Raw genomic sequence first — 12,945 nt, 5'->3', positions numbered from 1 at the left:
CCTAAGAACACACGCAGAACTCACGAAGGACCTTCGTCGGCCGGCCGCGCGACCGGCGCGTTCCAATGCCGCCAGAGCGAGAGCATCCGGATAGTCACCACCACCGCCGCGGCCACCACCGTGACCGGACCGGCGGGAAGCCGCAGCGCGTGCCCGACGCCGACGCACACCGACCCGGTAAGCGCGGCCACCGCGTAGATTTCCTTACGCAGCACCAGCGGGATCTCGCGCAGCAGCAGATCGCGGACCGCGCCACCGCCGATTCCGCTGGTCATGCCGATGAGACAGGCCGCATACACGGTCGCGCCCGCGTTCAGCGCCAGCGTGGTCCCGGCCGTGGCGAACACGCCGAGCCCGAGGGCGTCCGCGACCAGCACCGCGCGCCGGAGCCGGGCGACCTGCGGGTGGAAGGCGAACACGATCAGCGCGGTGGCCGCGCAGACCGCCAGATAAGGCCAGTTACGCAAGGACGTCGGCGGATGGATGCCCAGCAGCACGTCGCGTAGGATGCCGCCGCCGAGGGCGGTGGTGAGCCCGAGGACGATCACGCCGAACACGTCCAGCCGTGCCCGCACGGCGGCGAGCGCGCCGGACGCCGCGAAGGCGACCAGCCCGAGGAATTCGAGCACAGTCAGGACCATGGACCGGTCCTACCGGCCGAGCCGGTCACCGGGGTAGCCCGGCCGGCCTCCGACACCCGATGCTCCGGCTCGACACGCCGGGCCCGCAGAAGCTCAGTCGTCGATCCAACGGTGCACCTGCGCGACCCCGACGACGGCCTTCCGGACCGCCACGATTTGCTCGCCGGTGAGCGTCGGCACCGCGAAGAGCAGCCGCTCGGTCAGCTCCGCGGTCAGCTGCGAGGTCGAGAGCAGGTCGCAAAGCTCGTCCTGCTCGTGCGATCCCGCGAACGAGCCGACCGGCGCCGCCGGCTGCTCGGCCAGCCGGACCTGGGACGCCTTCAGCCCGCGGTCGCCTTCCTCGAGCAGGAACTCCACCCGGGCGCCCGGTACCACCAGCCGCTTGTCGAAAGTCAGATCGTTCACGTGGAGGAACGCGTCCTCGCCACCACTGTCCAGGGAGATGAACCCATAACCGCGCACATCGTCGAATCGGCTTACTTTGCCCGTTGCCACCATGACCACAACCCCACAAGCATTCGCACCACACTGTTCGGCGCGACCCAGACAAGCGCCGCGCGAGGCGGAGAGTAGCAGCCCGTCGCCGCCCCTTCGGTGCTGGCCCGGTTACCTACTGGTCGAGCAGGCCACCCCGATAGGCCAGCAGGGCAGCCTGCACCCGGTTGGCAGCGCCGATCTTCGAGAGCACCGCCGACACGTACCCCTTCACCGTCGCCTCGGACAGGTGCAGTCTGGCGCCGATCTCGGCGTTGGACAGCCCCTGACCGATCAACGCGACCACCTCGCGTTCCCGTTCGGACAGCGAGGCCAGCAGCTTGCGCGCCGGCTGCGCGGCACGCTGCTCGTCCCGGTGGGTCTGCACCATGCGCGCGGCCACGCCCGGGTCGAGCACCGCGCCACCGCCGGCGAGATCCCGGATGGCCCGCAGGAGCGCGGACGGGTCGATGTCCTTGAGGAGGAAGCCATTCGCGCCGAGCCGCAGCGCGAGGCTGACGTACTCGTCGATGTCGAACGTGGTCAGCATCGCGACGCTGGGCGGATCCGGCAGCGCGAGGATGGCCCGCAGCGCGCGGATACCGTCGTCCGGGGCCCGCATCTTGATGTCGAGCAGGACGACGTCGGGGTGATAACGCCGCGCGACCTCGACCGCGGTCCTGCCGTCGCTCGCCTCGCCGACGATCTCGATATCGGCGGCGCCCGACATCATGGCGCGCAGTCCCGACCGAACCAGTTCCTCGTCGTCGGCGAACATGAGCTTGATCAACGAAGCCCTCCGGCAGCCCTGGGTCGGAGCCGGCTCCCCGCACCCGTTACGGAAGATTACCTACTGTTGCCCACGGTTTGGAAACCAGACACGAACAGGTGATGTTACTGGTCCACTGGAAGCAGATGAACTGCTGGTCAGACACTTCTAGGGTAACCCACAAGAGTGATATCGGATCGTGGTCATCGGCCCGCCGCACCGGCTCCGAGGCGGCCGCTCGCCGCCGTACCCTGGCCGAAATTCCCGCGAGAACAGGTGGTCGGACTGTGTACACCGGAAACCCGGACGTTCCGGACGACGTCTTCGCCGACGTCCTCTCCCAGATCGACGACTTCGTCCGCGCCCGGGTCGTGCCACGGGAACGCGAGATCATGGCGACCGACGACATCCCCGCCGATCTCAGGGCGCAGGCCAAGGACATGGGCCTGTTCGGTTACGCGATCCCCCAGGAGTGGGGCGGCCTCGGCCTCGATCTGGTACAGGATGTCGAGGTCGCCATGACCCTCGGCTACACCTCACTGGCATTGCGCTCGATGTTCGGCACCAACAACGGCATTGCCGGGCAGGTGCTGGTCGGCTTCGGCACCGCGGAGCAGCAGGCCGCCTGGCTGCCGAAACTGGCGTCCGGAGAGGTAGTGGCCTCGTTCGCACTCACCGAACCGGGCGCCGGCTCCGATCCGGCCGGGCTGCGCACCACCGCCGAACCCGCCGCTGACGGCTGGGTCATCAACGGGAACAAGCGGTTCATCACCAACGCCACCGAGGCCGACCTGTTCGTGACCTTCGCCCGCATCCCGGACATCGGCATCGCCGTATTCCTCGTGCCTGCCGACACTCCCGGAGTGGGCGTCGGCGTCAAGGACGCGAAGATGGGCCAGGAGGGCTCGCGCACCGCCGACGTCACCTTCGACCAGGTCCAGGTCGGCCCGGAAGCCCTCGTGCAGGGCGACGGCTACCGAGCCGCCATGACCTCGCTGACCCGCGGCAGGGTGCACATCGCCGGCCTGGCCGTCGGCACCGCCCAGCGCGCACTGGACGAATCCGTCACACACGCCGCGAACGCCACCCAGGGCGGCACCACGATCGGCGAGTTCCAGCTGGTCCAGGCCATGCTCGCGGACCAGCAGACCGGCGTACTGGCCGGCCGGGCACTGGTCCGGGACACCGCCCGGCGCTACGTCACCGGCGAAGACCGCCGCATCGCCCCGTCCGCCACGAAGCTTTTCTGCACCGAAATGGCCGGCCGCACCGCCGACCTGGCAGTCCAGATCCACGGCGGCAGCGGATACCTGCGCGAAATGCCCGTCGAACGCATCTACCGCGACGTCCGCCTGCTGCGTCTGTACGAAGGAACCAGCGAGATCCAACGCCTGATCATCGGCGGCGGCCTGGTCCGCGCAGCGCAACGCCGGCCGAGCTGATCCGACGACCCACGACCTGCTGCTTGCCACCGGGCGAGGAGCCAGTAGGCTTCACCTCGGCAGTACATGCCCTCGTAGCTCAGGGGATAGAGCACCGCTCTCCTAAAGCGGGTGTCGCAAGTTCGAATCTTGCCGGGGGCACAGACTACGATCGACATGTGCTCTGGCCTGCGGAAACGTTTGGTTTCTGCGGTAAGAGGGGTCGAGCCGGTGTGTGAACCTTACGTACAGTCACTGCCGCGGTTCTTGTGAGCTTGATCCCGGTGCGGGCGCGGCCTTCGGCCAAGACCCGCGGGACACCAACTCGAATACCCGCCTCCCGGTGCGTGGTCAGCGGCGTGAGCGAGCGTCGCGATGAACTTCCGATCAGCCGGACTTCCCCGGCGCGGCTCGCGCCGCCGATCGGAGAGTTCCAGTAGGTCAGCGGCCTGGCCCGTTTCGGTGTGCAGCAAGAGGTTTCGCCGTTCACCACCGCCGCGGTGTACGACCGAGACGGCACGGGCTACCGCGACCCGCTGCCGTGCACCGCCACCGCGGTCGTCACTGAGCTGCAGGAGTTGCTGCACGCCCAGGCTCGCCCGTGATCAATCAGTCGACGGGAATCCACCCGATCCACGCCTGGGTCGGCTCATCGACGACCTGGACGCATGGGAGATCGAACGGGACGGCGCCCGGCCTGGGGACCTGAAGCCGGTCGCTTTCGCGGATCTCCGAGCCATCACGGGCAGGCAGCGCATCCGCGACGTGCTCGCCCACCGCGCGACGCGGCGCCGGCGGGACCGGCGGCTGAAGCAGGCGCCCCGGTCACGTCCGGCATCGGAGTCCTGCGCATCGGCAGGTGCTCGGTTATCAGCGCGACTCGCGGGCGGTGATCACCGTCACCAGCGCGAAATGATCGAGGTCAGCTGAACAGGCCGCGGATGTCGTCGGCGTCCAGTGCGGTGCCGAACGTATTGCCGTCGTCCATGACGCTGGAGAACAGTTCTGCCTTCTTGGCCTTCAGAGCCATCACTTTCTCCTCGATGGTGTCCTTGGCGATGAGGCGGTACACCATGACGTTCCTGGTCTGCCCGATGCGATGGGTCCGGTCGATCGCCTGTGCTTCGGTAGCGGGGTTCCACCATGGGTCCAGTAGGAAGCAGTAGTCCGCCTCGGTCAGGTTCAGGCCGAACCCGCCCGCCTTGAGACTGATCAGGAACACCGGAACCGAGCCGTTCTTGAACTGCTTCAGCACGGTGGCCCGATTCCGCGTTTTGCCGTCGAGGTAGCAGTATTCGACACCCGCCGCGTCCAGGTGCTTGCGCACGATGTCGAGAAAGCCGGTGAACTGGCTGAAGATCAGAGCCCGATGCCCGCCGTCGATCACGTCCTGAAGGTGTTCGCGCAGCGCTTCAACTTTGGCACAAGGGATTTTCTGGTGTTTCTCGTCGATGAGTGCCGCATGCAGGCTTAGCTGGCGCAGCAGGGTCAGCGATCGGAAGATGGTGAAGCGGTTCTTGTTGAGATCGTCGACCAGGCCGAGGATCTTCTGCCGCTCCCGCTGCAAATGAGTCTCGTAGATTTTCCGGTGCCGCGGATGCAGCTCCACTTCGAGCGTCTGCTCTTGCTTGGCGGGCAAGTCGGCGGCTACCTGTTCTTTGCTGCGCCGCTTGACCAATGGCTTGATCCGCCGGCGGAATTGCGCGAGCAGCTCAGTCTCGCCGCGCTTTTCGATCGGGCGGGCATAGTAGTGTTCGAAGCGGGTCGGATTCGGGAACAGGCCCGGTGCTGTGATCGACAGGAGCGACCACAGCTCCATCAGGTTGTTTTCCATCGGTGTTCCGGTGATCGCAAGCTTGAACGGCGCCGACAGGGTCCGTGTGCACTGGTAGATCTTCGACTGGTGGTTCTTGACGAACTGGGCTTCGTCGAGAACCAGTCCTGACCACGGCCGTTCGGAATACGCGTCGACCTCGAGCCGGAACAGCGTGTAAGAGGTCACCACGACGTCGGCGCCCGCGATGACTTCGCCGAGGGTATGGCCGCGCCGCCGCTGGGTTTCCGAGATCGCCACCACTTTCAGCCCCGGAGTGAAACGTGCGGCTTCGGCTGCCCAGTTCGACACGACGCTGGTCGGCGCGACGATGAGGAACGGTGCGATGGTGGGATCGTCGTGCTTGGCATGACAGATCAGCGCCAGGGTCTGCAGTGTCTTGCCCAGCCCCATGTCGTCGGCGAGGATGCCGCCCAGCTGGAACTTCCACAGAAACGTCAGCCAGCGGAACCCCTCAAGTTGATAGGGACGCAAGCGCGCCTCGATCGCGTCCGGTGGCTCCGTCGAGTCGAGTGTGTCGATCGACCGTAGCTCCGCGAGTTGCTGCTGCCATGCTTTCGCCTGACGCTCGACCACGCCGAGCGCGGCCAGTTCGTCCCACAACCCGACCTGGAATCGGCTGATCTTGAGCGGGCCCCCGGGGGAGTCTTGGAGTGCCCGGGCCTCCTCCATCAGCTTCCGGAGCGCCTGCAGCTCAGGCTTCTCCAGCGAGAAGTAGGCACCGCTGGGGAGCAGCATGTGCGAATCGTTCCTGGCCAGGGCGAGGAAGACCTCGGTGAACGGGACGTGCTGACCTTCCACGGAGATCGTGACCCCGAGGCCGAACCAGTCGGGGTCCCCCTCGACCTCGTCGGCCGATACACCGATGGTCAGCGAGTCGCCGGCCTCCCGGTAGTCGGCCTGCTCGCCGTCGATCTCCACGGTAACGGTGGGTCGGTCGGCCAGCTGCGGCAGTACCTCCGTCGTGAACCTCATCGTGTCGATGCCGCCGAGCGTGGCGCGCGCGGCCGTCAATGTCGGCAAACCGGTGGCCGGCTGAGCGGTCGGCTCGGCGTCCGTGCCGCTCGGGTTGGGCTGCTCGAACGGGAACCCAAGATCGGCCAGGATGGTGCGTTCTCGCTCGAGGTCCCGGTAGCCGGCGTCGGCCGGGTCCGGGTGCAGGGGCGTGCGGAGCCGGGAGTCGCCGATGTCGTACGCCCATTCCCAATTCACGTCGAGGTCGTGACCAGGCCCGTACGACGCGCGCAGGACCAGGGTGGGATCCGGAATCTCCGGTGGCGTGAAGGCTCCATCGGACGAGATCACGGTGGCCAGATGGCGCAGCCGCGGGTAGTACTCGTTGCGGAAGCGCGATACCTGGGTGCCGGGAATTGACAGACGCTGGTTTTCCAGGGTCAACTGCTGCAATTGCGGCGGCGCGGCTGTGGTAAGCCTCGCCAGCCGGAGGTGCCAGTCACCCGGGTCGCGTGTCCGCTCGGCGTCGGCGCGGTCGACGTAGACGAGGCCGTGGCCTTCGCCGCCGATGAACCGGATCGGCAGCGCGTCCAGGCGGACGCCATCGACGCCGATCGCCGGGGTGACCTCAAGCGACCGGGACCGCTCGCCCTGAGTGACGTCCAGGCAGAGCTCGGCGGAGTCGTACCGCTCCAGCTCGCCGAGGTACTTCTTGCCGTGCACCAGCCGTACGCCGACCGCGTCAGCCTCGTCCAGCAGCGGCCAGAGCCGACGGCTCTCGAACGCGGCCAGGTCGAGGGATTTCACCTCGCCGTAGGAGTACTGACGCGAAGCATCGACCCGTGACTGGTAGAGGGCGTACATCTCCTGGAGCAGACTGACGTGCGCGGCGACGTAGTCACCGTAGTACCGCAGTGAGCCCAGTTTGGTCCAGCTCAGACCGCTGCCGACCCAGGTGTTCTTGCCCGGCTTCACCAGACGGGCCACCAGCGCGGGACGCGCGGAGGTTGCCAGCGTCAATTCAATGGCCAGCGGTGTCCCGCTCGGCCGGTTCGTCGTGGCCCCCTGCGGGGACCGCACGAGTGAACCCAGAGACGTCTCCCAGGCCGGCGTTCGCGGTGCCGCGCTCACGCCGGTGCGCGGGGACCGAACCGATCGAGTCCGTGCCCGTGCGGGATCCGTCGCGGTGAGCACGAGTGCCACGACATGCTTGCAGTTGAACCCGACAGGACAGTCGCATGTGCCGTGGGCGAAGCCTCCATTGGATGAGAAATACGCCGTCGTTTCGTAGACGTCGGTTCCCTCCACACTTCCATGCAGTGCGTTCTCCGAGGAATCCCAGCGCATCGCGAGTACCGCGCGCCGCTGTGCGTACCGGCGCCCCCGTGCGTGGGCAGCGCTTCCCACCGCGCGTTCGAGCTCGACCTCATCAACGTCCGACAGGGTGACCAGCTGCATGCGGTCAAGGTAGCGGTCGCCACCGACACGATTCGAACGACATCCCCGGGCACCCAGGATTCTGGGACGACTGAGGCCGATGGGTCGCAAGGTGTACGCGTGATCGGATTCTCAGAACAAGCCTGGCGATATGTGACCAACGTGCCTCGCCAAGGGCCCTGGGTTGTGGGAGGTCGCACACTGTAGCGAAGCGCGGCACGGCGTCGGCGGGAATCCCGCGCTCGCAGTCGATCTTGGGGGACCGATCTGCAACGGGGCACCATCTCGCCGATGGGGCCGGGTATCAGCGCAGCCACCCCTGCGTGAGTTCGAGCTGTTCTTCGACGCGGCTCCGGTGTGGCGCAGGATCCCGATCACGGGAGCCGCCTCGGCCCGATTGAAAGGCCGCCCGCTCTTGTGCGGGGCCGTCCCGGGAACCATGTTCGGACAACGGAAGGTTCACACCTTCGTCATGAGCAGCGGGTGCGACCCTCCGTCATGAGCCTTGAGGGTGCGACGGTATCCCTGGCACTGGATCTTTGCGTTAGGTGGTTTCACGGACACCGTAAGCCGCTGCCCAGTGGGTTCAGGCTCGTATACTGCCTTGTTGGTGCGCGGTCCAGGCAGTTGACACAAGGGACTTGCGATCGCTGAGCCGGTTCAGGCGTCGACGGCTTCGCGCTCGATCGTCAGGTCGGCGTGGTCGGCGGCAGCTCGGCCGGCCTGCCAGCCCGCCCCGTTGCTGACCGGCGCCGACCGCTGGACGAGAGCACCGCTGAACATCGCCTCGAAGGTCTCCTCGACCACGCGGGAGCGGTCGGTCAGCACCGGCAGCAGCCGCGCGTCCTCGACCGGGTCGTGCGCGCGCGAACCGGCCTCGGCGAGGCGTTCACCGATGCGGACCGCGTAGGAGACCAGGAACGACCGCCGGAACGAACGGGTACGCGAACTTCCGGTGCGTGTGATGTGGCGGCCCTCGGCGACCATCGCGTGGGTGGCCTGGACCAGCAGCGACGTGGTCAGCAGCTCAGTGATCTCCAGGTCCATCTCCTCGCCGACCAATGCCACGAAGCCCAGCTTCGCGTAGAACACCGACCGGCACCGGTTGGCCTGGGCGATCGCGGCGACCAGGTGTGACTTGGCTTCGACGTAGGGGGCGTCCAGCCACATCCGCGTTGAACTCGCGGTCTGCTTGCGGTGCGCGTCGGCATCGAGCAGGGCTCGCTCGAAGGCATAGCGGTTCATCAGTTCTTGTGCCTTGGCCGACAAAGCCTCGGCCTCCTCCGGGAACTGGGTCGACTCCGCTTTGGCCAGCAACCCCCGGACCCGGCCGAGGACCTTCTGGTCGACTCCGCGTGCCGACCGGGTCGCTCTGGCGACCCGCGAGCCCGGCGGCGGCACGATGACCGGCAGTTCCGGAAGCGTCATCAGCTCGGCAAGCAACCCGGTCACCGTCAGGAGCGCCTGGGCCATCACGACGCCGGCGCGTTCGGCCCACTGCAGGAAATGCGGCCGGTCGTGCGACCACCAGACGTCGGCACCGATCCCCTGCACCTGCGCCACCCAGCGCTCGTCCACCGTGGCCGACGCGTGCTTCGCAGTGTCCGCGGCGATGCCGTCCACCAGCAGGCCGGTCGCCTCGTCACCGACGTTACGGCGGGCGTACTCGCAGACATCGGCGGGCGTCCAGCCTGCTTCCCAGAGCCGGCCGAGCACCGAGGCCAGCGCGATTCCGGCACCCATGGCCACGGTCCGGGTCGCGGCGGCGAAACGGCCGCGGGTGAAGGTGGTCGCGAAGTCCTCCGCCGCGGAAGGATGGCCCGAGGCGTGGGCGTGCGCCGCATGTGTCAGCTCGTTCGCCACCAGCTCAGGCGACACCATCGGGGGCGGCGGGGTCCAGAAGTCCTCGGCAGCGGCGCTGGAAAAGCCACCGTGCCGGGGTGGGGTGGGGCCTTGCCCGCCCCGGGCGCGCTTCTTCGCCGCCCGCTTTTCGCGATTTCGCTTACCCATCCTCAACCCCTTTCGCTACGCCGGGACCAAACGGGAGACGCCGGTGAGGCGCATGTACACCAGTCGCCGACCCAGGTCAGTCAGACGCACCCGCAGTCCGTCGGGCACATCTGCTGCCCATGCCGGAGTCCCGGCTTCGAGCGCCGCCCAGGACGCACTCGAAGCGGCCCCGGCTCCGTCGACCTGGACGGCGCCGTGCTCGGCCAGCGCGGCCAGGCCGTGCCCGAGAACCGGTATCGCGAGCATCCCGGCGATGTCCGCGGCCGCAGCGGGGAGGTCCTCCGTGGTCTCGGAGACCACTTCGTCGATGAGCGACCGGACGTCGGCGAACTCCCCCTGAGGACACTGGGTGTACAGGTTTCCGAGCAGATGCGGGATCAGCTGCTCGCCGAAGCCGGAAAGATGTCCGAGCTCGGGCCCGATCACCGCGGCGACCGAGACGAGCACGACGTCGTGGACGTCGTCCCAGACGTCCAGTGCGGCGTCGGGCGACGTTTCGCCACCGAGCGCGGACCGGATGCCGGCCATCCGGTCTCCGGCGCAGACCCGGTTCCGGCGCAGGCTGAGCACATCGAGCTCCAGAGCCAGTTCCCAGAGCACTGCCAGTGCCGGCACGTCCGCCAGACACCGAGCCGCGCGGCCCGCACCGGCCATCCCGACCGCGGACGCGACAGATGCGAGCTCCTTGCGCAACGGTTCACCGCGGCGGTCCACCGGACGGCCCTGTGCACTTGCCCAGGCACCGAGTGCGGACAACCGTTGCAGCAGCGTGCTTCCAGCGACGGCCGCACCCAGTTCCCGTTCCGTCGGAAGACCCTCCGGGACGGGCGTTTCGCGATCCGCACAGCCGCAGTCGCACTCACCGGCGTCCGGCCATATCAGCCGCTTGTCCGCCGGCATTCCCGGCTTGAGCAGCGCTACCTCGCCGCCGTGCACAAGCAGCCGCGCGAACGCGTACTCCGGGTTCTCGTCGAGCAGCTCGCCGAGCACCGGACGCCGGCCGTCGGCGTCCAGCGTGCTGAATCGCTCGGCCCACCGGTCGATCTCGGCCGGGTCGGAGTCATCGCTCAGCCCGTCGGCACGCATCGCCGTCCACACCCGCTTGGCCAGCCGGTAGCGGGAGGTATCGGCCATCGCCGCGGGGAACCCGGGCGCCGCCCGGTCCAGCTCCTTCAGCAGCGTTGTCACTTTCGTGGAGCGCGGGTGCAGCCGTTCGGTGTCGTCCAAGAACTCCAGGAACCGCCGGAGGGTCTCGACGCCATGCTCGGCCAGACCCCACGCGTCGTTCTGCCGGGGCACCAGATGGTCCATCAACACCCGGTGCACGTCACCACTTCGCCACAGCGTGGCATCCGGCCGCCCCAGATATTCTCCGCGGCCCTGCAGGATGATCTCGATCCGGTCCCGCCACACCTGGCGCCCTTCGGAATCCGCAGGCAGAAAACCGCGTATCGCGGCCCAGGCTTCGAACGCTCGCGCTACCCGTTGTCTCCCTCGCTCTCCTACCACCCGGGCAGGGTAACGAACCAGATACGCCACAACGGAGACGCCCCGCCAGCGCGCCGGAAGGCATCAGAGTCCCGCCTCCGCCCAAGCCTGGAGCAGGACGCGTGCCATCGAGGAGTTGCTCGGCAGGATCATCTTCACCGCGCCGCCCACGATCGGGCTTGGACCTCGCCCTCACTACGCAAGGCCGGCGGCGAAACCCCGCGTGGGATGTCGGCGCGAAACCAGTGCTCCTCCTCGACCTCACCGCCGGCTCAGGCCAGCGCCGCCGCGCGGTCCACGCGCGGTGAAGCCGAACATGATCGAGCGAGGGAACGGCCACGGCAGGTGCCAAGGTACCGAACGTCGGACACAGGTAGGCCCCTGCCACGGCAAGCTGCCCGGGTCTTACCGTCGATCGCATCATGCGCAAGCCGGGGCTGCGGGAAGTGACCCGGGGTCGTCCACCGCGAACCATGATCCGCGCCAAAGACGACGTGCGGCCTGAGGACCGGCTCAACCGGGACTTCACCGCCGATGCCCCGAACCTGGCGTGGGTCGCGGACTTCACCTACGTCGCCACGCAGACCGGATGGCCCCCAGGAGAAACCGCGCGCCGGCGTGGCGACGTCGGAGTTGCTCAGCCGACAAGGTGTGTGGCTCTCGGCTGGTCACGGCATGGTGAGGTGGCGGCGTTGCAGTGCCCACCACAGTTCGACGACGGCCTCGGTGTCGCGGAGGGATCGTTGCGTGGTGGTCTCGAAGCGGCCCAGCCGTTGTCGGACGGTGTTGGGGTGGATGGCGAGTTCTCGGGCGGTGATGTCGACGCTGCGGTCGTTGACCAGGTAGCGCTCCACCGTTTTGACGATCGCCGCGCCGCCGGGGAGGGCGAGGACGGGTTCGAGGTAGCGCCGGAGCAGGACGTCGCCGACTTCGCCGTCGGTGACCAGGGCCGGGTGCACGCCGAGGTCGCCGATCTCGAACAGGCCCTTGAAACCCAGGGTGAGCGCGGTGTCCAGCGCGCGGGTGGCTTGACGGAAGGCGCTGGGCATGGCGACCAGGGGTGCGGGCGGGGCTACACCGACCGCGCACGGCGGCCCGGTGCGCGGCAGGGTGGCGATGAACCCGCAGGCGTCTCCGTCGATGAGCGCGAGGAGTCCGTTGCCGGCGCGTTGGCGGCCGTCGGCGTCCAGGAAGCGTTCGATCGCCTCCATCTCGAAACCAGGCATGGGCCGGGTCCGGACCGCGTGGTAGCTGCCGTGCGGATCCAGGCCCAGCGGTCGGATGGCCGCGCGGATCTCGGCGGCCGAGGCGGTGCCGGACAGGACACGGCGCACGCAGTTGGTCTGTGAGTGCTGGATTTCGCGGGCGACGCTGAGCTCACCGCGGCGGTTGCCCTCGGCGACGTGCATCATCGCGAAGTCGTCCCAGGCCAGGGCGAGTTCGAGGAACTCCAACAGCAGGGCGTCGCGATCGGGGCAGGGTGCGGCGACGCGTCGGGCCAGGGCGTGCAGGTTCTCCAGTCCGATGCGCCACAGCGCCAGCATGTCCCGGATGGTGACGCCTTGCCGTCCCCGGGTCTCGCCGGCCTGCTGGAAGAACTCGCCGTCCTCGCTGCCGTCGGGCCGGCGCCGATCTTGCATGCCGGTCAGTACCGTGGTGTAGCTGTGCGCCACCAGCGCGCGCTTGGCGTCGTCGCTGACGCCCTCGTAGGTGGGCAACGTGCGCGTGCCGCGTAGCGTGTTTTCGATCGCCTCGTCGATTTCGGCCCGAACGGTGCCGATCAGCTCCGCCCACACCGCCCGATCCGCCACCATGTCCGGGACTGTAGCCGCTGCGCTCCACATCGATATGGAGCAACGCACATCTGCGGGCGCGACCGGCTGGTGATCACTCCATTGCCCAACTCACCAGGCATGA

At 68.1% G+C, this 12,945-nt stretch carries 9 protein-coding genes and 1 tRNA gene; 3 read left to right on the top strand and 7 right to left on the bottom strand.

Going from position 1 to position 12,945, the window contains the following annotated elements; translation table 11 throughout:
* Positions 1-20 precede the first annotated feature (20 nt).
* From ATK36_RS21005 to ATK36_RS20995, 3 genes are all read right to left on the bottom strand, one after another.
* Positions 21-641 carry a trimeric intracellular cation channel family protein gene (locus ATK36_RS21005; RefSeq protein ID WP_098513085.1) on the bottom strand — a complete coding sequence of 207 codons (621 nt, stop codon included), beginning with the start codon at positions 639-641 and terminating at the stop codon, positions 21-23.
* Between the two features lie 93 nt (positions 642-734).
* Positions 735-1,139 carry a cold-shock protein gene (locus ATK36_RS21000; protein WP_098513084.1) on the bottom strand — a complete coding sequence of 135 codons (405 nt, stop codon included), beginning with the start codon at positions 1,137-1,139 and terminating at the stop codon, positions 735-737.
* 112 nt (positions 1,140-1,251) lie between these two features.
* A complete protein-coding gene (locus ATK36_RS20995) occupies positions 1,252-1,905 on the bottom strand; it encodes a response regulator (protein ID WP_098513083.1) in 654 nt (217 codons plus the stop codon).
* A gap of 266 nt (positions 1,906-2,171) precedes the next feature.
* Here ATK36_RS20995 and ATK36_RS20990 point away from each other — a divergent pair, with 266 nt between their 5' ends.
* From ATK36_RS20990 to ATK36_RS20980, 3 genes are all read left to right on the top strand, one after another.
* Positions 2,172-3,326, top strand: a complete 1,155-nt coding sequence (locus ATK36_RS20990; RefSeq protein WP_098513082.1) for an acyl-CoA dehydrogenase family protein — start codon at positions 2,172-2,174, stop codon at positions 3,324-3,326.
* A gap of 68 nt (positions 3,327-3,394) precedes the next feature.
* Positions 3,395-3,467 (top strand) — tRNA-Arg (locus ATK36_RS20985).
* A gap of 302 nt (positions 3,468-3,769) precedes the next feature.
* Complete coding sequence (locus ATK36_RS20980) at positions 3,770-3,910, top strand: hypothetical protein (protein ID WP_211291917.1); 141 nt, start codon at positions 3,770-3,772, stop codon at positions 3,908-3,910.
* A gap of 317 nt (positions 3,911-4,227) precedes the next feature.
* On the opposite strand, the gene ATK36_RS20970 is transcribed toward ATK36_RS20980, so the two are convergent.
* From ATK36_RS20970 to ATK36_RS32945, 4 genes are all read right to left on the bottom strand, one after another.
* Positions 4,228-7,551: a DEAD/DEAH box helicase gene (locus tag ATK36_RS20970; protein WP_098513081.1), complete on the bottom strand. Its 3,324-nt coding sequence runs from the start codon at positions 7,549-7,551 to the stop codon at positions 4,228-4,230.
* Positions 7,552-8,190: 639 nt separating this feature from the next.
* Positions 8,191-9,540 (bottom strand): DUF2786 domain-containing protein, encoded by a 1,350-nt coding sequence (locus ATK36_RS33690; RefSeq protein WP_098513080.1) that lies wholly within the window; start codon positions 9,538-9,540, stop codon positions 8,191-8,193.
* Between the two features lie 15 nt (positions 9,541-9,555).
* Complete coding sequence (locus ATK36_RS20960) at positions 9,556-10,953, bottom strand: hypothetical protein (RefSeq protein ID WP_098513079.1); 1,398 nt, start codon at positions 10,951-10,953, stop codon at positions 9,556-9,558.
* 743 nt (positions 10,954-11,696) lie between these two features.
* Positions 11,697-12,842: a PucR family transcriptional regulator gene (locus tag ATK36_RS32945; protein ID WP_211291916.1), complete on the bottom strand. Its 1,146-nt coding sequence runs from the start codon at positions 12,840-12,842 to the stop codon at positions 11,697-11,699.
* Positions 12,843-12,945 lie beyond the last annotated feature (103 nt).

The organism is Amycolatopsis sulphurea (assembly GCF_002564045.1).
GTDB lineage: Bacteria > Actinomycetota > Actinomycetes > Mycobacteriales > Pseudonocardiaceae > Amycolatopsis > Amycolatopsis sulphurea.
The sequence above is the reverse complement of the archived record's forward strand: the minus strand, read 5'-3'. Positions and strand labels throughout refer to the sequence as shown.